Below are 24,917 nucleotides of genomic sequence, written 5' to 3'. Positions count from 1 at the left end.
TCCCAGACTGTGAGGTGGACGTGATCGGCACCCCCGGCCCGGTGGGCCGTATCGGGCTGGGCAGACTGTCCGTCGCCGTGGCGCTGATCGTGCCCCTGCTCGCGGTGAGTTCACCCCGCGCCGCCACCCCCGCCGCCGCGCCCGCCCGCGCGGCGGCGGCCGCCGACGAGACCGGCCGCATCGCCTTCGCGGGCACCGAGCACCGCTCCATGGGGCGCGTCACCGGCGACCCGGCCACGAGCGAGCCGCTGCTCGGCAAGGGCCCGGCGCACTACGACACCGAGGCCTCCGCACGCGGGGACCAGGTCGTCTTCACCAGCCTGCGCGACGGCACCCGTCCCCAGGTGTACCTGCGGGACGCCGCCGGGGGCATCCACAAGCTGACCTCCGACCGCGACGCGGCCAACCCCGAACTCACCCCGGACGGCCGGTCCGTGGTGTTCGACTCCGCCGAGCCCGGCATCGGCGGCACCCAGCGCGACCTGTGGATCGTGGGCACCGACGGGTCCGGGGCCCGTCCCCTCACCGAGACCCCCGCGAACGAGACCGCGCCCACCGTCTCGCCGGACGGCGCCAGGATCGCGTACGCGACCGACGCCGACCCGCTGCGCGGACGGCAGATCCACCGCCGCCAGCTGGCCGGCGGAACATCCGAGCGGATCAGCGACGGACCGGCCGGCGACGCCGACGACCCCGCCTGGAACCCGGTCGACGACACCGTCAACCGCGACCTCGTCGCCTACACCCTCACCCTCGCCCCCGGCGGTCAGGAGACCGGCTCCCGGCTGCGCGTCACCTCCGGCCGGGGCGCCGACGGCCCGCTCCTCTCCGGCGAACAGGCCGGCTGGAACACCCGCGCCGCCGCCTGGCAGCCCGACGGCGACACCCTCCTCTTCCTCAGCATCAACGGGGCCTGCGGCTGCACCAACCCGTACGACACCGTCTACCGCGCCGTCGCCCACTCCGCGGCCAGGGCCGAGGTCGTCCTCTACGAGGACCGCGTCGTCGACTCCCCGACCTGGCTCGGCCCGCAGAACGGCGGCTCCGTCGTCGTCACCCGCACCACCGCCGAGGCCCGCAACCACGCGTACCTCCAGGACGTCCGGCCCGACGGCTCCGACCCGCGCGACCTCGGTGTCAAGATCCTCCGCGAGGACCCCGCCGCGAGGACCACCACCGATCCGGCGGCCGACCCGCTCTTCAACCCGGCCAAGGGCTACGACCCGTGGACCCAGCGGCAGAACTACACCCCCGACGGCCGGCGGATCGTCGTCTCCCGCTTCTCGGGCGACCCCGAGACCGGCCGGATCGAACAGATCTGGCTCACCGACGCCGACGGCACCAAGCCCACCCTCGTACCGCTCGCAGGACGCGGCGAGAAGGACTGGGACACCGACCCCACCTTCTCGCCCGACGGCAGGCTCCTCGCCTTCACCCGCACCTCGCCCGGCGGCGTCGGTACGGCCTCCGGCCCCGGCCGCATCCTCGTCGCGGACGCCACGACCGGCGCACTCGTCGGCGAGGTACGCCCGCCCGCCGGACAGACCGGCGGCGACGCCCAGCCGACCTGGTCCTCGGACGGCACGACGCTCGCCTTCACCCGCAACCAGACCATCGACGGCGTGGGCGGCAACAAGCACATCTGGACCGTGCCCGTGAAGGCGCTCGACCAGCAGAGCGACCTGAGCGCCCGACTCTGCCCCGGCACCTGCCAGGTCATCGACGACAGCCCCGCCTTCTCGCCCGACGGCAAGCGCCTCGCCTTCAACCGCAAGGACGGCGGCGGGCGGGTCAACGAACGCAACAGCGTCCTCATGACCGACCTCACCGACGGACGCTGCCGGGTGCTCCTGCCGGCGGGCCGGAGCGGCGACCCCGACGGGTGCCGGCGGGACGTCCCCGACACCTCCGCCACCGGCCCCTTCCAGCCCCGAGACGTGGCCTGGTCCCCGGACGCGAGCCGGCTCGTGTTCAGCTCCCGCCGTGCCCTCGCGCCCAACTCGCCGGAGGCCCTGTCCACCGTCGAGCTCGCCACCGGCGCCGTCACGTCCCTGACCGGTGCCCTCCCGGGCCGCCAGAAGGAGCCCGCGTACCAGCAGTCCGTGAACCTGACGGTCACCGCTCCGCCCGCCGCCGACCCGGTCGCCGAGGGCGAGACCGGCACGGTGAGCGTGACCGTCACCAACCAAGGCCCCTCCGCCGCGCCCGGCACGACCTTCACCGCGGCCGTGCCCCCCGGCGTACGCCTCGACCGGCTGACCCCGTCGAAGGGGCGGTGCGAGCCCGGGTCCCCGCAGTGCGACCTCGGGGTCCTCACCCCGGGCGAGAGCGTCACCGTCCTCGTGACGCTGACCGGCGTGACCCCCGGCGACCAGGTGATCGACTGGTCCGTCACCGGAGCTGTGATCGACCGCAGCCCGGCCGACAACGCCACCCGGACCCTCGTCCCCGTCGACGACGCCCCCGCGCCCCCGACGCCGACGCCGACCACGCCGACGCCGACGCCCACGCCGGCCCCGCCGAAGCCCACCCCGCCGCCGCCCGCGCCCGAGGCCGGCCCCGCGCTGACCCTCACCGCCCAGCCCGAACCGGGGTACGTCGGCGGCCGCGTGGTCCTCACGTACACCGTCCGCAACGGCCGGGAGGCGCTGGCCACCGGCCTCTCCCTGCGGCTCGGCCTGCCCCGCGGCATCCCGGCCGGGAAGGCCCCCGCAGGATGCGTCGACGGTGTGTGCGCCCTCGGCGACCTCGCCCCCGGCGCCTCCACCGTCGTCACGGTCGTCCTCTCCCCGGACAAGGCGCTCACGGCCACCGCCAGCGGCCGGATCACCACCTCCGGCACCGACGCCGACGCCTCCGACAACGCCGACCGGCAGCGGATCCGGATCCTCCAGCCGAAGATCGTGGCCGTACCGGCCATCGGCAAGCCCGGCTTCGTGACCTCCGTGCGCGGCAAGGACTTCCCGCCCGGCACCCCCGTCACGCTCAGCTGGAAGCCGGGCATCACCGCCGCGGCCGTGCCCACCGTCCCCCGCGCCGACGGCACGTTCATCGCCCAGCTGCTGATCCTCGCCAAGGACGAGACGGGGCCGCGCACGATCACCGCCAAGGGCGCGGGGTTCTCCCCGGTCACCACACCCTTCCTGGTCGTCACCGGCAACGTCGCCCCGCCCGACGAGGTGGCGCGCCGGTGATCCACGAAGTCGACGAGGGGCTGCGCCTGCTGCTCACCCAGGCCGGGCTGACCGAGAGCGGTGTCGACCTGGTCTTCGACCCGCCCACCCGTGAGTGGGCGGCGCGCCGCAACGCCCCGACCGTCAGCGTCTTCCTCTACGACATCAGGGAGGACGTCGAACGGCGGCGGACCGGCAGGCTCGAGGAGTACGACGACACCGGCCGGATCGTCGCGTACCGCACGCCGCCCCGCTGGTTCGACCTCACCTACCTGGTCACCGCCTGGACCAACCGGCCCCAGGACGAGCACCGGCTGCTCTCCGAGGTGCTGCGGTGCATGGCCCGTACGGACGTGCTGCCCGCACGTCTGCGCACCGGCACCCTGGCCGAGCTGGGCCTCGCCGTCCCCATCGAGGTGGCCGGCGGGGGCACGCAGGGCCGGTCGGCCGGAGACGTGTGGTCCGCCCTCGGCGGCGAGCTGAAGGCCGCGATCGACCTCAGGGTGCTGGCCCCGCTGGCGGGCGAGCTCATCGACGCCGCGCCGCCGGTCACCGAGGGGATGGAGGTACGCGTCACCCCCGCGGCCGACGACACACCGCCGGACCCCGGACGGCGCCTGCGCTACGACGACGCCGGCGACCCCGGTCCGCAGGGCTTCGCCGCCCCGCGCGACAGGCCCCGGCCGACGCGCCGCCACCGGGGGCCCGTCCGGTGATCCAGGACGACGTACGGACGCACGTGGACATGGACTTGGAGCGGGGCGCGGAGCCGGGCGTGGACGCGGACTTGGAGCGGGGCGCGGAGCCGGGCGTGGACGCGGACTTGGAGCGGGGCGCGGAGCCGGGCGTGGACGCGGACTTGGAAGCGGGCGCCGCCATGGACGGGGCCGGGGATCCGGCCGGGCTCGCCCACCTCTGGAACCGGCTGGCCCGCGTCGAAGTGCGGGTCCGGGACGCGGTGGCGGCCCGCCACGCGACCGACCCGAATCCGGACGACCCCTACCGGGGCCAGTACCTCACCCCGGAGGGCGCGGAGCGGCTCCTGCGGGCCCCGGCTGCCTTCCACCCGGGCCCGGGCTCCGCCGCGCGTACCGCCGACGCGGCCCCGGCATCCGCCGGGTCCCGGCTGCGCCGCCTCGCCGAGGACTTCGGACTCCTCCCGCTCGACGAGGAGTTGCTGCTCGTGGCCCTCGTCCCCGACGTCGACGCCCGCTTCGAGGCGCTCTACGGCTACCTCAACGACGACCTCACCCGGCGGCGCCCGACCATCGGCCTCGCCCTCGAACTCTGCGGGGAACCCGTCGCGGGACCGGGCCGGTTCCGCTTCTCCGCCGCCGCGCCCCTGATGCGCGGCGGCCTTCTGGAGATCACGGAACCGGACCGTCCGCTCCTCTCGCGCACCCTGCGCGTGCCGGACCGGGTCGCCGCGCATCTGCTCGGCCACGACGAGCCCGACGGCAGGCTCGCGGGGCTGGTCGACACGGGGGCGTACGCTCCGGGGCCGTACGACGAGACGGTGCTGCGCGTGGCGGCGGCAGCCGCCCCCGGCACCGGCCCGGTCCACCTCAGGGCCCGGGGCGGTGACGCCGGCCGGGCCGCCGTCGAGGCGCTCACCGCCGCGGGCCGCCGGCCCCTGGTCCTCGACGTCGCCGCACTCACCACGGACCCCGAGGCCGCCCGTCTGCCGGGCCTCCTCGCGACCGAGGCCCGGCTCTCCGGCGGCGGTATCGTCGTCGGACCGCTCGAGGCCCTCGAACCCGAACGCCCGGAGCGGGCGCTCTGGTTGCGCGACCTGTGCGCCGCCGCGACGGGCCTCCCGCTGATCACCCACGGTGCGAAGAACTGGGACCCGCTCTGGTCCCGGCACAGCCCGGTCCCCTTCACGGTCGGCCCGCCCGCCACCGGACGCAGGGCGGCCCAGTGGCGCCAGGCCCTGACGGACGCGGCTGCCGCCTCCGTGGCCTCTGAACCCTCCGGCGTCTCCGGGACCTCCGGCGTCTCCGCCGCGCCCCCGCACCCGCCGCTCGTGACGCTGCCGGACGACGACGCGCTCGAAGCGGCCGTCGCCTCGTACCGCCTCGACGCCGAGCAGGTGCGCAAGGCCGCGACGGTCGCCGTCCGCACGGCGGTCGCACAGCGGCGGCCCGTCGTACCGCAGGACCTCCGCACCGCCGTACGCGCCCAGAACGGCGCGGGCCTCGAACGCCTCGCCCGTCGCATCGACCCCGCCGTGGGCTGGGACGACCTCGTCCTGCCGCCGCCCACCCGCCGTCAGCTCGGCGAACTCGCCCTGCGGGCCCGCCATCGCGAGCAGGTGCTCGGCCGCTGGCGGATGCGTCCCGGCGGCGGGCGCGGACGAGGCGTGATCGCCCTGTTCGCCGGCGAGTCCGGTACGGGAAAGACGATGTCCGCCGAGGTCGTGGCCGCCGAACTGGGCATGGAGCTCTACGTGGTGGACCTCTCCACGGTCGTCGACAAGTACGTCGGCGAGACCGAGAAGAATCTGGAGCGGATCTTCGTCGAGGCCTCGGAGGTCAACGGAGTCCTGCTCTTCGACGAGGCGGACGCGATCTTCGGCAAGCGCTCCGAGGTGAAGGACGCGCACGACCGCCATGCCAACGTCGAGTCGGCGTACCTGCTCCAGCGCATGGAGTCCTTCGACGGCATCGCGATCCTCACCACCAACCTCCGGGCCAATCTGGACGAGGCCTTCACCCGGCGCATCGACGTGATCGCCGACTTCCCCATGCCCGACGCGCGGCAGCGGCTGGCGCTGTGGGACCGCTGTCTGGGCCCCGAGATGCCCCGGGGCGACGACCTCGACCTGCGGTTCTGCGCCGACCGGTTCGAACTCGCCGGCGGCTCGATCCGCGCCTGCGCGGTGACGGCGGCCTACCTCGCGGCCGAGGCGGGCCGACCGCTCGGCATGCCCCAGCTCGCCTCCGCCGTCCTGCAGGAGTACCGCAAGCTCGGCCGTCTGGTCCTGGAGAGCGAGTTCGGTCCCTGGCTGCGGAGCGAACAGACGCAGACGGCGGGCTGACCGGCGGCCGACGCGCCCCCGACCTGCCGGTTCGACCCCTCCCGACCTGCCGGTTCGACCCCTCCCACCTGCCCGTTCAGGCAGAGGCGTTGCCCTCCGCCGGGGACCTGGAGGCCTAGGACCGGGCACGTCCTGGCGGTGAGACTCGGTGGTGACCCAGTGGCCACTTCAAGGAGCGAGTATGCCGTCGTACCTCACCCCGGGCGTGTATGTGGAGGAGGTGCAGTCCGGTGCGCGGCCGATCGAGGGAGTGGGCACCGCGGTTGCCGCCTTCGTCGGTTTCGCTGAGCAGGGGCCCTTCCACCGGCCGACGCTGGTGACCAACTGGGACCAGTACGTGCAGACGTTCGGCGGCTTCACGACCGGCACCTACCTCGCCCACGCCGTCTACGGCTACTTCGCCAACGGCGGCGGCACGGCGTACATCGTCCGCGTCGGCGGCCCGGCGGCCGACCAGGCCGACGACGGCCGCCCCGCCGCCCTCCAGGCGCCCCGGCCCACCGCGCTCGGCGGCTTCCTGCTCTCGACCCGCCCCGGCGCCGGAGCCGACGTCTCCGTCGAGATCGCCGACGCCGACGGCGAGAACCCGCCGGAGGACAAGTTCAAGCTGCTGGTCCGCCAGGGCGGCAAGGTGGTGGAGACGTACGACGCCTCCGTCCGCAAGAACGTCAAGGGCTACCTGCTCAACCAGGTACGCGAGTCGAAGCTCATCGAGGTCGCCGAGCAGCCCGGCACGGCGCAGACCCGGCCCGAGAAGCAGACCGTCACCCTGGCGGCCGCCCCCGCCGCCACCCCGGCGGCCTCGGCCCCGGGCGGCGTCGCGCGGATCGACCCCACCGAGTACGTCGGCGACTCCTCCGCCCGCACCGGCTTCGCCGGCCTCGAGGCCATCGACGAGATCACCATGGTCGCCGTACCGGACCTCATGGGCGCCCACCAGCGCGGCGAGATCGACGCCGAGGGCGTCAGGACCGTCCAGCTCGCGGTCATCTCCCACTGCGAGCAGATGGGCGACCGCGTCGCGGTCCTGGACTCCCCGCCGAGCATGAACGCGCAGCAGATCCGTACCTGGCGCCAGGACGAGGCGGGCTACGACTCCCGTTACGCCACCCTGTACTACCCCTGGATCTCGGTCTTCGACCCGGCCACGGGCCGCAACACGACCGTGCCGCCGAGCGGCCACGTCGCCGGCGTCTGGGCACGCAGCGACGGCGAGCGCGGGGTGCACAAGGCCCCGGCGAACGAGGTCATCCGCGGCGCCGTCGACCTGGACGTCCGGCTCACCAAGGGCGAGCAGGACCTGCTCAACCCGATCGGCGTCAACTGCGTCCGCGCCTTCCCGGGCCGGGGCATCCGCATCTGGGGCGCCCGCACCCTCTCCTCGGACCCGGCCTGGCGCTACCTCAACGTCCGCCGGCTCTTCAACTACCTGGAGGAGTCCATCCTCCTGGGCACCCAGTGGGTGGTCTTCGAGCCGAACGACGACCGGCTGTGGGCGAGCATCCGGCGGAACGTCACCGCCTTCCTCACCGAGGAATGGCGCCGCGGCGCGCTCTTCGGACGCACGGCGGCCGAGGCGTTCTACGTCAAGTGCGACCGCGAGAACAACCCGCAGGAGTCCGTCGACCTCGGCCAGGTGGTGTGCGAGATCGGCGTCGCGCCCGTCAAGCCCGCCGAGTTCGTGATCTTCCGGCTCTCGCAGTTCTCCGACAGCACCAGCCTCGTCAACGAGTAACAAGAAAAGGTGAAAGCAGTCATGGCAGAGGGCGACGCTCTTTCCACTCATGTATTCGGCGTGCAGCTGGGCGGCTACATGGTCGAGTCGATCCAGGAGATCAGCGGCCTGTCCTACGAGGAGGACGTGGTCGAGGTCCGTCAGGTGACCCCCGACGGCAAGCTGCTCATCCGCAAGCAGCCGGGCGCGCGCCAGGCCGGCGAGGTGACGATCACCCGCGGCATGGACAAGAGCACCGAGTTCACCAAGTGGGTCAAGGAGACGCTGGAGAACGGCGCGGTCGACTCGGCCCGGCAGAACCTCACGATCGAGGTCAAGGACGCCGCCGGCGAGACCGTCCGCCGCATCCAGCTCATGCAGGGCTGGGCGAGCAAGTGGGAAGGGCCCTCGCTCAAGGCCGGCGAGTCCAGCGCCGCCACCGAGACGGTGACCATCACCTTCGAGGAGATCGTGATCGAATGAGGCGCAGGACGGTCACCTCGGGCGGCCTCGAAGAACTCCTCGAAGCCGCCTCGTCCGCCGAGCGTGCGGCGGCCGCCACCCCGGCGGCCGCCCCGGCCCCGGCGGCGGCCCCGCCCCCGCCGGCGGCGCGGCAACGCGAACAGCTGCAGACCGAGTTCACCTTCGAGCTTCCGCGCGGGTACGTCGACGACGAGGGCACGGTCCACCGCACCGGCACCATGCGGCTCGCGACCGCCCGGGACGAGCTGCGCCCGCAGATCGACCTGCGGGTGAAGGAGAACCCGGCGTACCTGAGCGTGGTCCTGCTCAGCCAGGTGATCACCACGCTCGGCGCGATCACCGACGTCCACGCCGGAGTCGTCGAGCGGATGTACGCGACCGACGTCGCCTTCCTCCAGGACTTCTACCGGCGCATCAACAGCGAGGGGCACACGCACGCCGCGGTGACCTGCCCCCACTGCCAGGGCGACTTCGAGGTGGACCTCTCGGGCGGGCGCCTGGGGGAATCGTGACGTACGCCCTTCCCCGGCTGCGGGAGGAGATCGCGTACGTCGCCTACCACTTCCACTGGCAGCGCGAGGACATCCTCGACCTCACCCACGCCGAGCGTCAGCAGTGGGTGAGGGAGATAGCGCGGATCAACACACGGGTGAACGAAGGCGGGTGAGGTGAGGGCATGGGGTTCTGGGACAGGTTCCGACGGGACGGCGCACTGCCGCCGGCCACGCCCGCATCGGCCACCGCGGCGGGGCCGCCGGGCGCCGTGGTCGCGTCGACGGTCGCGTCGACGGCCGCATCCGCATCGGCTGCCACGGCTGCCGTGCCCGAGGGTCCGGCCGGGCGCCCGGACTGGGACGGGGGCTGGCGCGAGGTCGCCCCGCCGTCGGTCACCATCGCGCGCTCGACGCCGGCCGTCAGCGACGGCCTGCGCTTCCGCTCGGGCCTCGCCGCCTGGCAGAACCCCACACTCACCTCGGGGCTCGGCCACGGCCTCATGCCGTCCGCGCCCGCCGGTCTGATCCACGGCGTCGCCCGCCCCGCCCGGGGGCCGCGTACGCCGACGGCCGAGGGCGGCGGCCCGCTGCTGCTGCGCGCGGTGCGGGACCCGGAGGCCGAGACTCAGGGAGAGCCGGGGCCGGCGGTGTCGGCCCAGGGACCCGAGCACCCGGTCCAGCGGCGAACCGCGACACCACGGAGCACGGGGACGAACGCGGCGCCCGGAGGGCCGACGCGGTCGGCTCCCGAACGGGGTGCGGATTCCGCCGCGAAGACGGCGGCGGCGACCGACCCGTTGGTCGTGTCCCGGCGTACGGGGACGGGCGCGGCACCTGGAACCCCGACGTCGTCCGCCTCCCCCCGGCGGACGGCGTCGGTCCCCGAGGGCGGGTCCCCGGCCACCACGCCGGTGCGGGATGCGGACTCGGGCGCTCCGGATGCGCCGACGGCGTCCCGCCGTACGACGGACGCGGCCGGAAGCGGTGCGACCACGGTGGGTACCGACCCGTCGGTGGTGTCCCGGCGCACGGGCAGCACGTCAGCCACGGCCGGGGCCTCGGCTTCCGCGCGTGCGGCGGAGAGCGGACCGCCGGCCACCGCGCCTGTACTGGGCGCGGACTCCGGCACCTCCGAGGCGCTGACGGTGTCGCGCCGGACGCCGGAAGCCCCCGGAAGCGGTTCGACGACGGCGTCGACCGACCCGCTGGTCGTGTCCCGGAGCACGGGCGCGGCACCCGGAACCCCGACGTCGTCCGCCACCCCCGGGCGGACGGCGTCGGTCCCCGACGGAGGACCGCAAGGCGGGCCCGCGCGCAGCGCGCCTGTGCCGGGTGCGGACCCCGGAGCCTCCGACGCCCTGCCGGCGTCCCGGCGTACGGAGGCCGACCCGGCCGCCGACGCGGCGCCCGGTACCCCGGCGTCGTCCGCCGCCCCCCGGCGGGCGACGCCGGTCTCGGAGGGCGGGACCGCCGGCACCGCGCCGGTGCTGGGCGCGGACCCCGGTGCCTCCGATGCGCTGATGGTGTCCCGCCGGACGCCGGATGCGACCGGAGCGGGTTCGACGACGGCGTCGACCGACCCGCTGGTCGTCTCCCGGCGCACGGGCGCCGAGCCCGCCACGGGAGCGGCCCCCACCACCCCCGAGACGACGTCCGGGGCGCACAAGAACGCCGGACTCGTCACTCCGCGTGCTTCGGCGACGTCGAAGAACCCGACTGCGCCCAGCGGTTCGGGCGACCGCGGCCACTCGTCCGTGTCCAGCAGGTCGGGTACGCACAACGAATCGACCGCGCCCAGCGGGTCGGCCACGCGCGGCGACTCGGCCACGCCCACCAGTCCGGCCGGGCCTGGCCGAGACGTGGCTGCTCCCCACACCTCGACCACGGCCCGCACCCTCGGCACCGGCAGCGGCATGCCCACGATCCTCCGGCGTACGGCGCCCACCGCGCCGGGCACGCCCACCGCGCCGGGCACGCCCGATGCGAACGGACCCACCACCCTGCCCGTCGTCGGGTCACGCCCGGACGCGTCCGGCGACCCCGCGGGCACCCCAACGGGCCGGCCGTCCGCCACCACCCCCCGGCGGACCCGGCCGGCACCGGTTCGGCCACGTCCGGTCGGCGCGTCGTTGGTCGTGGCCAGGCGCCCGGCGGTCGCACCGCGCGTACTCGCCGCGGTACCGCCGCGCGCCCCGGCCCCGGCCACGACCGCCGACCGGGCGCCCGAGCCGGAGTCGGCACCGCCCGCGAGGGCGGAGCGGAGCCCCCGTACGCCCGCCGCCCGACCCGGCCTGGGCGCACCGCTCTCCGAACTCCCGGCCACGGCACGGCGTACGGACCCCACGAACACGACGACCCCGGCCCCCGCACCGACGAGCGAGGCGCCGCCGCTGCCCGTCATGCGACGCATGACCGAGGCCGACGCGACGACCGGTCCCCGGCCCACGACGCGCTCCGGTCTCGGCGCCCCCCTGCGGGAACTCCCGCCGACGGCCACGCCTGCGGCGCCCCTGCTCGGCGGCCGCGAGCGGCGACCGGCCACGCCCACGGGCCGCACTTCCGTACAGCGTGACGCGGTGAACCCGGGCGGTGCCCCGGCGGTCGCCTCCGGCACGTCACGGAAACCTTCGGCTCAGCCGCGCCCTCCGCTCCCGCTGGTCCCGCTGGTCCCGGTGGCCCGCGCCGTCGAGAGGGCGGCGGGCCCGGCGGGGCCCACCCCGCCCTCCGGGGACGCACCCACCCGACCGGCGGCCGGGCTGACCTCCGCCGCCGCCACCCCCGTCCAGCGCGCGCGCCGACTGCTCCCCGAGCGCCCTCTCGTCGTCAGTACGGGCGTGCCCGAGGGGTTCTCGGCGCAGCCCGCCCCCGCTACGGCGGCCGGTGCCGCCCCCCGCCCGGTGGTGGCCGCCACGTGGCGCCGCGAGCCCGCGCCCGCCCTTGCGTCCGGGCAGCGGGCAGCGGATCGGAGGCCACGGGCCGCCCACCCCGCCCACCCCGCCGGCCAGGGCGGGTCCGGCGGAGCCGCGCCCGTACTCCGTACCGACGCCACCACCACCGCCCCGGTCCAACGCGCCCCCGCCCCCGCTCCCGCCCCCGCTCCCGCTCCCGCCCCCGCGGGCCCCGCCGACGCTCCCCATGTCGTCCCGCGCGTACGTCTCGACCCGACGCCCGCCCACTCCGCCCCCGCCTCCGTGCAGCGGACCGCCTCCCCGCTGCCGATGCCGTTCACGAGGGGCGCCGGACCGGGACTCGGGGCCGAGCCGTCCCCGCCCCCCGTCGTGACGGCGCCTGCCGCCAACCGGCTTCAGGCCAGGGCCGTCCAGCGCATGGCGCAGGAAGGGCTCGGCGGCGTCCCGGTGACCCCGGTGACCCGCGCCACGCCCGCCACGCCCTCGTCGGCCACCGAACCGCCGCCCCCGGCCGCCGCGGCCAAGTCCACTCCGGCCTCCAGTCCGCGAGGGCCCGAGATCGAGGAGCTGGCCAGGCAGCTGATCGATCCGGTGGCCCGGCTGCTCCGGGCCGAGATGCGCCGAGGGCGGGAGCGCACGGGACGTCCGTACGACAGCCGCCGCTGACCCCGGCCGCTCCCCCCGCCACCACCCAGACACGGACCGGCACACAGACCGGCAAGCAACCGGCACACAGACCGGCACACAGAACGGGCCCCCGGGCCAAGGAGAGAGATGACGGACAGCATCGTCGCGACGAGCGTGTTCTTCCGGCTCGCGATCGGCGGCAACGACCTCGGTGCCTTCCACACCTGCTCCGGCCTCGGCGCGGAGGTGGAGATGCACCAGTACGCGGAGGGCGGCAACAACGGGTTCGCCTGGCAGCTCCCCGGCCGCATCACCTGGTCCAACATCACCCTGACCCGGCCCGTCACCTCGGACACCGCCAAGATCGCCCGCTGGCTCGACGAGATCATCGAGCGGGTCGAGCCCAAGGACGGGGAGATCGTCGCGCTCAGGCCCGATCTCAGCCGCATCGTCAGCTGGCAGGTGCTCGGCATCGTCCCGGTGCGCTGGCAGGGCCCGTCGTTCGACCCGGCGAACTCCCAGGCCGCGATCGAGACCCTGGAGATCGCCCACGAGGGCCTGCGCCCGTCCTGAGACCCGGCCGCCCCGGCCACAACCACGGAGAGGAGGTACGTACGCGATGGCACCCGCCCGATCGAGCCGCGCACGGGCCCAGCTGACGATCATGGAGCCGCCCGCGAAGGTCGGCGCCAAGCCCGGCGGCACCCTGGCCCGCGTGAAGCTCCAGTTCAACCCGTCGACGCTGAGCATGAGCAAGTCCACCGAGTGGCGGCGCACCCCGTCCCGGATGGCGGGCCAGTCGGCCCTGCCCGAATTCGTCGGCAGCGGACCGCGTTCGCTCTCCCTGGAGGTCTTCCTCGACGCGACGGCCAAGCACGACAACTCCGTCGAACAGGCCGTGCAGCAGATGATGACGGCCTGTGTGCCCACCAAGGCCAGCCTGGCCCGCAAGACACCGGCCAGCCCCTGGGTCCGGTTCGAATGGGGAACCTCGAAGACCACCTCGTTCGACGGCGTGCTGTCCAACTTCTCCGTCGACTACACCCTGTTCGACGTCGACGGGAAGCCGCTGCGCGCCACCTGCTCGCTGTCGATCGAGGAGGCGAGCGTCGACCCGCCGGGCCAGAACCCGACGTCGGGCTCGCGCGAGGCACGCCGTACGCACCGGGTCGTCGCGGGCGACAGCCTGCCGCTGCTGGCCTGGCGCGAGTACGGGGACGCCACCGCCTGGCGCGTCATCGCCGAGGCCAACGCCATCGACGACCCGATGGTGCTCGTGCCCGGTACCGAACTCGTCGTGCCCGGCGCCGACGGAACAGCCGAGGAGGACCGATGAGCGCTGCCGGCGAGTCGCGGGGCGGCAGGTCGTTCGCGGCCGACCCGATCGTCGAGGCCCCCGCCGAACTGCCGCCCGCCTGGGTCGCGCAGCTGGTCAGCTGTGTGGTCGACGAGAACGTCGGGCTGCCCGACACCGCGCTGCTGACCTACCGCGACCCGAACCACGAACTGCTCACCGCCACCGGCATCACCATCGGCACGCCGCTGAAGATCTCGGTGGTGACCGTCACGGGCCAGGCCAGGGAGCGCCTGTTCACGGGCGAGGTGACGGCCGTCGAACTGGACACCGACACCACGGGATCGTTCACGGTGATCCGGGCGTACTCCAAGGCGCACCGCCTCCAGCGCGGCCGCAAGGTCGTCGCGTACCGCAACATGACGACGGCGGACATCGTCCGCAAGGTCGCCGCCGGGGCCGGTCTGGCCTGCGGGAAGATCGAGGCGGCTCCGGTCACCCATCAGCAGCTCTCCCAGCCCAACGTCTCCGACTGGGATTTCCTCCAGTACCTGGCGGGGGAGAGCGGTGCCCATGTGCGGGTCGACGAGAAGGGCCTGCTCCAGTTCGTGAAGCCGGCGCCCGCCGCGTCCGCGCCGGCCCCGTCCACCCCGGCGACCCGCAACCCGCTGGTCCTGGAGTACGGCCGCAACCTGCTGGCCCTGCGGGCGGTCCTGACGGGCGCCGACGGGGCGGGCAACGTGGAGGTGCGCGGCTGGAACGTGACCACCAAGACCCCGCTGGTCGCCACCCGGCCCGCCGTCCGCAGCACCACCGTCACCCCGGGCCTCAACCCGTCGGTGGCGTCCGCGTTCGGCGCCTCCGCGAAGGTCACCGTCACCGACACCCCGTACCGTTCGCAGGCCGAGACGACGGCCGTGGCCGGTTCGGTGGCCGCGTCGGTGAGCGCCGGGTTCGGCGAGATCGAGGCGGTCGCCGAGGGGAACCCCAAGCTGCGGGCGGGCAAGCCGGTCGCCCTCGGCAACGTCGGCCCCGCGTTCTCCGGCCGGTACACGGCCACCGCCGCCCACCACGTCCTGGAGCCGCAGGGCGGCTACCGCACGACGATCGTCGTCAGCTCCTCGCCCGACCGCTCCCTCACCGGCCTCGCGACGGGCGGGAACGCGCCCGCGCGAGGCTCGCGGATGCCCGGTCTGGCGATCGGCGTGGTCACCGACATCCGTGAGACGGGCGGCGGCCAGCGCGGCTGGGTGAAGCTGAAGTTCCCCTGGCTCGACGCCACGTACGTGACGGACTGGGTACGGACCGTCCAGTGGGGCGGCCAGGGCGGGGGAGGGGTCTTCAGCCCGGAGGTCAACGACGAGGTGCTCGTCGGCTTCGAACAGGGGCTGCTCGACAGCCCGTACGTGCTCGGCGGCCTCTACAACGGCGTGGACAAGCCGTCACCGCACGACGTCCCGCTGGTCGACAAGACCAGCGGCAAGGTCCAGCGCCGCTCCCTGGTGTCCCGCTCGGGCCACCGCCTGGAACTGCTCGACACCCCGCGCGGCACGTCCGGGGTGCGCCTGGCCAGTGGGAACAAGCGGCTGGAGGTGAAGCTCGACGAGCGCCGCAACCGGCTCGAACTGACGGTGTTCGGGCCGGGCGGCAGACGGGCGCTGAGCTCGGTGACGCTGACCCCGAAGGGCATCACGCTCGACGCGGGGACGGGGACGCTCGACCTGAACGGCCGGACGGTGAACATCAACGGCAAGACGGGGGTGACGGTGGACGGCGGGCTGCTGGCGACGATCAAGGCACGGATGATCCGCCTCAACTGACGGAGGGCCGAACGGGCTCCGACGCGCGACGCGCATCAGCCGAAGGCATCCCGATGCCCCCACCCCACCCCATCCGCCCTGCACCCCCCAATCCCCCCTCATCATCATCAGCAAGGAGAAAGTGAATGCCTCCCGCAGCCCGCGTCGGAGACCCCACGGCCCACGGCGGTGTCATCGGCACCCCGCCGCCCGGCGCCGTCCTGGTCCCCACCGTGCTCATCGGCGGCAAGCCGGCCGCGGTGACAGGAAGCCTGCACGCGTGCGTGCCGCACGCCTACCTCGGCCCGGGCAACGTGATCATGCCGAACCCGCGCGCCGCCGTGACCGGCCCCGTACTGATCGGCGGGCTGCCCGCCGCCTGCGTACGGGACCAGACGAGCTGCGGGGCGCAGATCGTGGCCGGCGCGTTCAACGTGCTCATCGGGGGGCCGGTGTGAGCGAGCGGTTCATCGGCCGGGGCTGGGGCTTCCCGCTCAGGGTGAGCCCCACCGGCGGGATCGGCATGGTGGAGCGCGACCGGGAGATCGAGGAGGCGATCCGTCTCGTCCTCGGTACGGCGCCGGGCGAGCGCCCGATGCGCCCCGAGTTCGGCTGCGGGATCCACGAGTACGTCTTCGCGCCCGGGGACGGCGAGACAGCGGGCCGGATCGGACACGAGGTGCGGACGGCGCTGGAGCGCTGGGAGCCGCGGATCGAGGTGGACGACGTGGTGGTCGCCTTCGACGCGGTGGACGACGGCATCTTCTACATCGACGTCCGGTACACGGTCCGCTCCACCAACGACCTGCGGAACCTGGTCTTCCCGTTCTACTCCATCCCCTCCCACGAGGGCTCCGACGAGGCGGGAGGACGCTGATGGCTCTGCCCTCACCGAACCTGGACGACCGGCGTTTCCAGCAGCTCGTCGACGAGGCGAAGCGGTACGTGCAGCAGGCGGCGCCGGAGTGGACCGACCACAACGTGTCCGACCCCGGCGTCACGCTCATCGAGACCTTCGCCTACATGGTCGACCAGCTGCTCTACCGGCTGAACCGGGTGCCGGAGAAGAACTACGCCGCGTTCCTCGACCTGTTGGGCGTACGGCTGTTCCCCCCGACGGCCGCGACGGCGGACGTCGACTTCTGGCTCTCCGCACCCCAGCCCGACACGGTCATGCTGCGGGCGGGCGTCGAGGTGGCGACCGTACGGAGCGAGACCGAGGACGCGGTGGTGTTCGGCACCGTCGCCGACCTGCCCATCGTGCCCAGCTCCCTCACCCGCCTGGTGACGGCCCCGGCGGGCGGCGAGCAGACGGACCGGACAGCGGCGCTCGGCGAGGGCCGCGACATCCCGTGCTTCCAAGCGGCACCGGCCCCCGGTGACGCCCTGCTGTTCGGCCTGCCGACGGCCGTGCCGCGCTGCATCGTCGCCGTCAGGCTCGACAGCCGGGTCGAGGGCGTCGGCGTCGACCCCCGGCAGCCGCCCCTCGTGTGGGAGGCCTGGGACGGTGCCCGGTGGGTGGTCTGCGAGACGGGCTCGGACACGACGGGCGGGCTCAACAGGCCGGGCGAGGTCATCGTGTTCGTACCGGCGGGGCACACCGCGTCGGTGGTCGCGGGCACGCGCGCCGGCTGGCTGCGCTGCCGCGTGACCGCGCCCGAGGCGGGCCAGCCCTTCTACTCCGAGTCGCCGACGATCCGCGAGGCGGAGGTGTTCACGGTGGGCGGCACGATGACGGTCGAGCACGCGGAGGCCGTGTACGACACCATGCTCGGCACCTCCGACGGCGTGGCGGGCCAGCGGTTCCGGCTGCCCCGGCCGCCGCTGCTGCTCGACGGCGGACCGGTGGTGGTCGAGGTGTCCTCGGCGGAGGGCTGGCAGACCTGGACGGCGGTGGACCACTTCGGCGACTCCTCGCCCACCGACCGGCACGTGGTCGTGGACGCCACGAACGGCGAGTTCACCTTCCCGCCCGCGCTGCGCGAGCCCGACGGCACGATACGCACCTACGGGGCGGTCCCCGACCAGGGAGCCCAGGTCCGGGTCCCGCGTCACCGCACGGGAGGGGGCGCGGGCGGCAACGTGGCGCGCGGCGCGATCTCGGTCCTGCGCAGCTCCGTACCGTACGTCGCCCGGGTGGAGAACCGCGAGGCGGCCCGCGGCGGGGTGGACGGCGAGACCGTCGACAACGCCAAGGTGCGGGCGCCGCACGTGCTGCGGATCCGGGACCGGGCGGTCACGGCCCAGGACTACGAGTTCATCGCCCGCGAGGCGGCGCCCTCGGTGCGGCGGGTGCGCTGTCTGCCGGCCGTGGCGGGGGAGGGCGGAGCGGTACGGGTACTGATCGTCCCGGACGCGGTCGCCGACGAGGGGGACGACCGGCTCCGGTTCGAGCAGCTGATCCCCTCCGAGCAGGTCCTGTCGGCGGTCACGGCCCGCCTGGACGAACGCCGCCTGGTCGGCACGCGCCTGGTGGTGGAGCCCCCCGCGTACCAGGGGATCACGGTGGTGGCGCGCCTGATCGCCGACCCGCAGGACGTGGACCGGGTACGGGAGGACGCGCTCGCCGCGCTGTTCCGGCACTTCAACCCGCTGCGCGGCGGAGCCGACGGCAGGGGCTGGCCGTTCGGCCGCCCCGTCCAGTACGGAGAGGTGTTCGCCGTCCTCCAACGGGCGGCCGGGAACGCCCTGGTGGAGGAGGTCCGCCTCTTCCCCGCCGACCCGGTGACCGGCCGCCGCGGAGCCCCGGTCGAACGGATCGACGTGGCCCGCAACGCGCTGGTCTTCTCGTACCAGCACCAGGTGGTCGTGGCCCCCGGGGACCTGGGCGGCGCGACATGACCAGAGCAGCGGTCCCCGGTCTGCCGAGCCGCCACCCCCTCGGTGGCCTGCTTCCGGCCCTCTACGCGGACGACGACTTCGCGCAGCGCTTCACGACGGGCCTCGACACGGTCCTGGCCCCGGTGCTGTCCACGCTGGACAACCTCCCCGCGTACTTCGATCCGGCGCTCACACCCCCGGACTTCCTGCGGTGGCTCGCGACCTGGCTGGGCGTGGAGCTGGACGAGGAGTGGCCGGAGGAGCTCTCCCGCCAGGTCGTGGCCCGGGCGATGGACCTCCACCGCCGCCGCGGCACGCGCCGGGGCCTGGTGGAGAGCCTGCGCCTCTGCCTCGGGGTTGAGGCACGGATCGTCGACGGCGGCGGCGCCACCTGGTCGACGACGCCCGCCTCGGAACTGCCTCCGGCACCACCGGGCGAACTCCTGGTCCTGGTCTGGCCGGTCCGCACCCCGACGGTGAACGAGCGCCAGGTGCTTGACGTGATCGCGGCATCGTGCCCGGTCCACCTGACATGCCGGGTGGAGATCCTCACCGGCCCACCGGAAGACGGAGGTAGCTGACTCCATGCGCTCATGCCCGGACTGCGGAACGGCGAACGGCGAGACGGACGACTTCTGCGGCAACTGCGGGGGATACCTGGGCTGGTCGCAGGAGGAGAAGAAGGAGGAGAGGAGGGAGGAGAGGAGGGACGAGGAGCGGAGGGAGGAAGAGCGGGCCGAGCCCGAGGCCCCCCGACTCCCGTTGACGCCCCCGGACCTCCCGTCGGCACCCCTGTCGGCGCTGCCGCCGTCACTCGCACCGGAACTCCCGGAGGAGGCTCAGCCAGGATTCCTGAGGGGGCTGCTGAGGGGCCTCCAGCAGGACCTGCCGGTGGAGCTCCCGACGAACCTCCAGGCGGAGCTCCCGACGGACCTCCCGACGGCCCTCCAGGCGGGGACGGACTCCCGCACGGATTCTCCGACGGAAGAGGAGGAGGAAACCCCCAAGGAGCGCCAGGCACCCCCGCCCCGCCCCGCTCCGACCACCCCGCCAAGGCCGACGCACAGCCCCACGAACACCGTCACACCGTCACCGATCCCCCCGAGGACCCCCACTCCCACCCCCATCCCCACTCCCACCCCCACCCCCACGCTGCCACCGACTCCCACGGCGGAGTCTCAGGTAGGGGCGGTGAAGCCGGCGAAGCCGATCGCGCAGCGCCCGAAGGTACGCCCGACGGCGGCACAGACGGAGCAGGTGGGCCCCCCGTGCCCGTCGTGCGGCACGCCGAACGCCTCGGACCGCCGTTTCTGCCGCCGCTGTGCGACCCCGCTGCGGGCGACGGCGCAGGCGGCACCGCTGCCGTGGTGGCGGACGGTGTGGCCGTTCCGCCGCAGGGTCCGCTCGGGCTCGGGCCAGTGGGCACGCCGAACGGTGGTAGCGGTCGTGGTGCTGGGCCTCCTGGTGGGGGGCTACTTCCTGATCCCGGCGGGCCGCTGGCTGTACGAGGACGTACGGGACAAGCTCGCGAAGGCGACGCACATCACGCCGGCCACGGTCGAGGCGACGGCGTCGGTCCCGAAGCACGGACCGGCGCTCGCGACGGACGGCCTGACCAACACGTACTGGGGCGCGCCGAAGGTCGGCGACGCGCTGACCTTCACGTTCCGCTCTCCGTTCCGCCTGGTGGACGTGGTGGTCCACACGGGCGTCTCGAAGAAACCGGAGGCGCACCGCGACCAGGCCCGCCCGATCAAGGCGGACCTGCTGATCACGGCGTCGGACGGAACGACGAAGAGGAAGACGATCACCCTCGCGGACAAACCGGGCTCTCAGACGATCCAGACGGGCCACAGCGACGTGGTCTCGGTCCAACTCATCCTCACCGAAGCGGCAGGCCTGACCGAGGGCCGTCATGTCGCCCTGTCGGAGGTCGAGTTCTTCAAGAGAAGCTGACGGCCCCACTCGGCCGGAGGAGCAGGAGTAAACCTGACCCCATTCCCTCGTCCGGAGGACCGGGGGTCGGTCGGCAATCTACGATCGGCGAGTGGATACGGAACGGGCCTCGGCCCTGCTGCTCGTGGCCATGTACCAGAACAACGAGGTCAATCCGGTCGACTTCACCCACATCGACCGGTTACCCGGCTGGGGGGAGCTGGGCCTCCCTCGGCTCCGTGTGGTGATCGGGCACCTCCAGCACGCGGGCCTCGTCAAACCCATGGGCGCCGCGGGCCTGATGGCCTGGCGGGTCACGCCCACCGGTGTGGTGCGCGCGGAGAAACTGCTGCACGACCGCGACCGTCCGATCGTGCGGTACGACGCGGCGGTCAACGGGCTGGTGACTGCTGCGGTCAATCAATTTCCGGAGCACCGAATGGAGTTGACCGACTTCGCCGGCTCTCCGCACGCTCAGGTCCTGGACACGGTGCTGACCCCCGACGAGATCCGCAGTGCGGTCACCTTCCTGGAGGCGGAGAAGTTGATCACTGTCGAGCGTACGGACGACATGCCGACGGCCGTCACGCTCACACCTCGCGGGCGGGAGTGCGGGTGGACCGACAAGACCGATGTCAGGGGCTATCTGGCCGGTCGCCGCCCCAGCGGACTCCACCAGAACTGGAACATCGCGGTTCATGGCGGCGCCCCTCAGATCGGTCATGGAAACGTCCAGCACAACCACGGTCCGGACCTGGAACAGGTCATGCGGTTCGCGCGAGAACTGCATGAGATGGTCTCGAAGAGGTCGATGCCCGTCGCCGAGACCGTCCGGCATCAGATCGTCGAGGATGCCGAGGCGCTGGAGCGGGAGGCGGGACGAGAGAAGCCGCAGCGCGAACGTGTCCGAAGCCTCCTGGAAAGCCTCCACGAGGGCCTTACGAGATCGGGCGCCCAGATGGCGTTGATGGCGGTGGAGCGCCTCATGTGAGCCGGAGCGACAGGCGGTTGGTGGCAGGACAGCCCCCACCGCCCACCTGAGCCCATGCCCACCCCGCACACACCGCCACCCCACACCACAGTGAGGACCACGTGAGCGAGCAGCAGCAACAGCAGCCCGGCATCCAGAACACCTGGAACGTCACCGTCAACAACGGGGCGCCGCAGATGGGCCAGGGCAACGTTCAGCACAACACGTTCGGCTACGAGCCCCAGCAGCTCGCGACCTTCGCGCGAGAGGTCCTGGCCGCCGCCCGGACGGCGGACCTGCCTGCCGCGGACCGGGCAGACGTGGTGGCCGATGCCGAGGCGCTGCAGGCGGAGCTCGCCCTGGCCGAGCCCGACGCGGGACGTGTGCGCCGGCTGACACAGAAGGTATGGCAGGGCGCGAAGACCTACCTGCCCCCCGTCCTCGCGACGGGTTCGGCACAGGCGGTCGCCGGCTTCCTCGGCATCCCGATCGGTTTCTGACCGCACGAGGACATCGGCAGGAGCGCCGTTTCCGCGGCGTTCGAGGGGAAGCGGCCGCAGCCGCGATCAGCGTGGGGGAACGCTTGAGCATCACATCAGCCATCGAGGGCCGGCTGGCCGGTGGGGCAGTGAGGCGCCTCATGGGCCGGGTGGAGCGTGAACTCGCCCGCCGTGGACGAGCGGGGGGAAGCCTCGCCCACACGCTGGCCGGCCTCACCGACCTCCATCCCTCTTCCGTCCCCTCAGCCACCCTCGTCAACTCCCCTCCGGCCGGAGCGACCGAACGGGACGTGCTCAGGTGGATCGAAACCCCGGAGATCCAGGGCATTGCCCAACACCTGGTGGCCATCGACATAGTGGACGAGGATCTGCGCCGGGCGACGACGAGACTGAAACTCGCTCTGCGGACCCACTTCCGTGAGCAGATCCCGGCCGTCGACCCCGCCGCCGCGAACAACTACGCAGAACTCGTCTTCACTCACCTGCATCGCAGGTGCGCGGAGCTGGTGGGCTCGCTTCGCGCCGCGCAGAAGTCCGACACAGGCACGATCGACTGGCCGAATGTCACCCTGGCGAGGATGACGGTCGGCTCCATCGATTCCTACCTCTCGGCCTTGGCCCGTCCGCGCAGGCTGAAGGCCGAGGAGCGGGAGGAATGGACCGAGCGCTACCGCAAAGCGTTCGCCCTGCACGAGGAGATACCGCTGCCGGACCTCGGAAATCGTCGGCGCATCCATTTCAGCAAGATCTTCGTCAAGCCGCGGCTCGTGGACGGGCAGGCAGGGAGAGTCGTCTCCTACGACGGTTTCGTCGATTCCATCGACCGGACCGTGCTGTTGGGCGATCCCGGTGCGGGAAAGTCCACGAGTAGCTCCCTGTCGGCGTCGCTGATGTTCCAGAACCGCCGGTCGGTTCCCTTCTACGTGGTGATGCGCGAAGTCGACTTCACCGCCTCCGGCTTCTCGTTGATCAAAGTCATCGAAGGGCAGCTGTCACACCGGTACCAGATCAAGGTCCCGGAAGGGCTCGTCGAGGAGATGCTGCTCGACGGATCCGCCCTGCTGCTGTTCGACGGCTTGGACGAGGTGCAGTCGGAGAGCCTGCGGCGAAGGTCGTCCGAGATCATCGAGACCGCGAGTCGGCTCTACCCACTGTCACGGATCCTCGCCACGTCACGCATCGTCGGCTACAACTCGGCGAAGCTCAACCCCGCGACCTTTCGCGAGTTCCGCATCCTCCCCTTCGACGACGGGATCGTCCGCAACAACGGCGAGGTCCGTGAGTACGTATCGAAGTGGTTCTCGGTGGGATCACGGCTTCCGGAGTCGCCCGAGCGAGTGACAGACGGCTTCATGCGCGAAAGCGCGAGTATTCCGGACCTGCGCTGCAATCCGCTTCTGCTGGCCTATATATGCGTGCTCTACAGGGGGCACCGCTTCATTCCTCGCAGCCGGGCGCAGCTGTACAGGAAATGCGCGGAACTGCTCCTGGCCGACTGGGACAACTTCCAAGGCCTGCCGGTGGACAGCGGAATGGACCTGGACACGATGCGGCACACGCTCGCCTCACTGGCGTACACATCGATCACCGACCCTCAATGGCTGGCGGGTATGCCGGAGGCGGATGTGATGCTGGTCGCCTCGTCTGCCATGGCCGACGAGTCGGTCCCGGCGCACGAGGAGGCGTGCCGTCTGGCCGACGAACTCGTCGATCTCTGTCGCGGCCGTGCGTGGATCTTCACGGAACTGGGAACGGAGGCCGACGGATCCGGGATCTTCGGCTTCACCCACCAGAGCCTGCAGGAGTACTTCGCCGCCCTCTATCTGGCGCGGAACAGCGGTACGCCCGAGCTGCTGGCGGACCACCTCCTCCCCGAGCTCATGGGAGGCAGGTGGGAGATCCTCGCCCAGATCTGCATGAACCTGGCGGACGAGAAGTGGGCCGGCGGAAGCAGCCGCGTCGTGGCTCGGCTGCTGGAGCGCGGAAGGACGGCCGAGGGCGAAGCGCTGCGCACGCTCGTCGAATTCATGGCCCGCTGGCTCGACCTTGTGAAGATCAACGTCGCGACGATGCAGCTTCTCATGAGGATCGCCGTCGAAAGCTACCTCTCCAGCTACTCGGACGAGCTGCGAAAGCTCCTCTCTCCCTCGGGCCCCTACCCGGGAGCCGCCTGGACGGCGTTCCAGGAAGTGGCCAAAGAGCTCCTGGCGGACAGATCCCTCGACGGGACCTCCCGCGGCCTCTCGGTGACGTGGCTCGTCGCGAACGTGCACCATCTGCAGAGGGATCCGAGCGATCGGCGGAGCCTCGGCCCCTACGCCGATCCCGTCCGGAGCCACCTGGCCACGCTGGGAAGCCTGCAACGCGTGGCCGCAAGCTGTACGCAGCAGTCCTCCGCCGGGTGGGCGGTCAGTCTGTACACCGGTGCGGCGAGCATCGCGACGCTGGCCGCACCGGAAGCGCGACTCGCCGCCGGCCCGCCCGACGCGGCACACAGCAACGTCCTGTCCGTCATGCTCGACATGGCAGGCACACCGAACGCACTCGGCCCGCTCTCGCCGGCGGCCTGGGTCTTCGACGTCATGGGCAGCGCTCACATCGACGAGCATCAGTACGACCACGCCAACGACGCACTCGCCGGCCTGGCCGGGATCCTCGGTGACCCGATGGACACGTTGGTGAACCTCGACATGCCGCGGCTGGACGACAGCTTCCTGGACTACTGGAACACCTCCGGCGCCGCTCGCTGCGACAGAGCCTTCCGCTCGCTGCACGACATGCAGCTCAGAGACGGCTACGCCATGGGAAGCCCAGCCCTCACCGGCCTGCTGTACCTCGCGATGGGCCTCGTGGAGATCCTGGACGAGATGTCCCCGGGCCATTTCAGACGCCCGCTGTCGATCACCCTCCTGGTGGAGGCCCGAAGCAATCCCCACAGGCTCCGGCCTCTGATGCCACAACTGCTCTACCCCGCACGCCGCTTCGTGGAGAACTGGTCCGCCGGCCACAACATCTGGAACACCACCACCACCCACGTCTCCTGAGCCGACGCTTTGCGGACGCCACTCCGGCGAAGGGGATCACGACCCGCCCGCTCCGTGACGTTCGTACAGGCCGTTCACCTGCTTGATCCAGAAGGTGCCTGCCCCTCCCCACCGA

At 72.9% G+C, this 24,917-nt stretch carries 19 protein-coding genes; all 19 read left to right on the top strand.

What is annotated here, in order from left to right:
• Positions 1-20 precede the first annotated feature (20 nt).
• Positions 21-3,194, top strand: a complete 3,174-nt coding sequence (locus ACZ3IJ_RS06740; RefSeq protein ID WP_467466589.1) for a hypothetical protein — start codon at positions 21-23, stop codon at positions 3,192-3,194.
• Entirely contained in the window at positions 3,191-3,889 is a 699-nt protein-coding gene (locus ACZ3IJ_RS06735; RefSeq protein ID WP_467466588.1) for a Pvc16 family protein, read from the top strand. The genes ACZ3IJ_RS06740 and ACZ3IJ_RS06735 overlap by 4 nt, the downstream gene beginning before the upstream one ends.
• 161 nt (positions 3,890-4,050) lie before the next feature.
• Positions 4,051-6,213 carry an ATP-binding protein gene (locus ACZ3IJ_RS06730; RefSeq protein ID WP_467466951.1) on the top strand — a complete coding sequence of 721 codons (2,163 nt, stop codon included), beginning with the start codon at positions 4,051-4,053 and terminating at the stop codon, positions 6,211-6,213.
• A gap of 181 nt (positions 6,214-6,394) precedes the next feature.
• On the top strand, positions 6,395-7,948 hold the full coding sequence (locus ACZ3IJ_RS06725; RefSeq protein WP_467466587.1) for a phage tail sheath family protein: 1,554 nt from the start codon (positions 6,395-6,397) through the stop codon (positions 7,946-7,948).
• Positions 7,949-7,969: 21 nt separating this feature from the next.
• Complete coding sequence (locus ACZ3IJ_RS06720; RefSeq protein ID WP_352189007.1) at positions 7,970-8,410, top strand: phage tail protein; 441 nt, start codon at positions 7,970-7,972, stop codon at positions 8,408-8,410.
• A complete protein-coding gene (locus tag ACZ3IJ_RS06715; RefSeq protein ID WP_467466585.1) occupies positions 8,407-8,922 on the top strand; it encodes a hypothetical protein in 516 nt (171 codons plus the stop codon). Before ACZ3IJ_RS06720 ends, ACZ3IJ_RS06715 begins: the two co-directional genes overlap by 4 nt.
• Positions 8,919-9,077, top strand: a complete 159-nt coding sequence (locus ACZ3IJ_RS06710; RefSeq protein ID WP_018492281.1) for a DUF6760 family protein — start codon at positions 8,919-8,921, stop codon at positions 9,075-9,077. Before ACZ3IJ_RS06715 ends, ACZ3IJ_RS06710 begins: the two co-directional genes overlap by 4 nt.
• 9 nt (positions 9,078-9,086) lie before the next feature.
• On the top strand, positions 9,087-12,479 hold the full coding sequence (locus ACZ3IJ_RS06705) for a hypothetical protein (protein WP_467466584.1): 3,393 nt from the start codon (positions 9,087-9,089) through the stop codon (positions 12,477-12,479).
• 108 nt (positions 12,480-12,587) lie between these two features.
• Positions 12,588-13,013, top strand: a complete 426-nt coding sequence (locus tag ACZ3IJ_RS06700) for a phage tail protein (RefSeq protein ID WP_467466583.1) — start codon at positions 12,588-12,590, stop codon at positions 13,011-13,013.
• A gap of 46 nt (positions 13,014-13,059) precedes the next feature.
• Positions 13,060-13,776, top strand: coding sequence for a CIS tube protein (locus ACZ3IJ_RS06695; protein WP_391798437.1), 717 nt, complete (start codon positions 13,060-13,062; stop codon positions 13,774-13,776).
• Positions 13,773-15,554: a VgrG-related protein gene (locus ACZ3IJ_RS06690; RefSeq protein WP_467466582.1), complete on the top strand. Its 1,782-nt coding sequence runs from the start codon at positions 13,773-13,775 to the stop codon at positions 15,552-15,554. Before ACZ3IJ_RS06695 ends, ACZ3IJ_RS06690 begins: the two co-directional genes overlap by 4 nt.
• A gap of 125 nt (positions 15,555-15,679) precedes the next feature.
• Positions 15,680-15,991: a PAAR domain-containing protein gene (locus ACZ3IJ_RS06685; RefSeq protein ID WP_391798435.1), complete on the top strand. Its 312-nt coding sequence runs from the start codon at positions 15,680-15,682 to the stop codon at positions 15,989-15,991.
• Positions 15,988-16,410: a GPW/gp25 family protein gene (locus tag ACZ3IJ_RS06680; RefSeq protein WP_352189000.1), complete on the top strand. Its 423-nt coding sequence runs from the start codon at positions 15,988-15,990 to the stop codon at positions 16,408-16,410. The genes ACZ3IJ_RS06685 and ACZ3IJ_RS06680 overlap by 4 nt, the downstream gene beginning before the upstream one ends.
• Positions 16,410-18,374, top strand: a complete 1,965-nt coding sequence (locus ACZ3IJ_RS06675) for a putative baseplate assembly protein (protein ID WP_467466581.1) — start codon at positions 16,410-16,412, stop codon at positions 18,372-18,374. The genes ACZ3IJ_RS06680 and ACZ3IJ_RS06675 overlap by 1 nt, the downstream gene beginning before the upstream one ends.
• A complete protein-coding gene (locus ACZ3IJ_RS06670) occupies positions 18,371-18,934 on the top strand; it encodes a phage tail protein I (protein ID WP_467466580.1) in 564 nt (187 codons plus the stop codon). The genes ACZ3IJ_RS06675 and ACZ3IJ_RS06670 overlap by 4 nt, the downstream gene beginning before the upstream one ends.
• A gap of 4 nt (positions 18,935-18,938) precedes the next feature.
• Positions 18,939-20,309, top strand: a complete 1,371-nt coding sequence (locus ACZ3IJ_RS06665; protein ID WP_467466579.1) for an NADase-type glycan-binding domain-containing protein — start codon at positions 18,939-18,941, stop codon at positions 20,307-20,309.
• A gap of 91 nt (positions 20,310-20,400) precedes the next feature.
• Positions 20,401-21,279: a hypothetical protein gene (locus ACZ3IJ_RS06660; RefSeq protein ID WP_467466578.1), complete on the top strand. Its 879-nt coding sequence runs from the start codon at positions 20,401-20,403 to the stop codon at positions 21,277-21,279.
• Between the two features lie 101 nt (positions 21,280-21,380).
• Positions 21,381-21,758: a hypothetical protein gene (locus tag ACZ3IJ_RS06655; protein WP_467466576.1), complete on the top strand. Its 378-nt coding sequence runs from the start codon at positions 21,381-21,383 to the stop codon at positions 21,756-21,758.
• 290 nt (positions 21,759-22,048) lie between these two features.
• Entirely contained in the window at positions 22,049-24,802 is a 2,754-nt protein-coding gene (locus ACZ3IJ_RS06650; protein ID WP_467466575.1) for an NACHT domain-containing protein, read from the top strand.
• Positions 24,803-24,917: the final 115 nt, after the last annotated feature.

It is taken from the genome of Streptomyces sp. NPDC013317 (assembly GCF_055563155.1).
The sequence above is the reverse complement of the archived record's forward strand: the minus strand, read 5'-3'. Positions and strand labels throughout refer to the sequence as shown.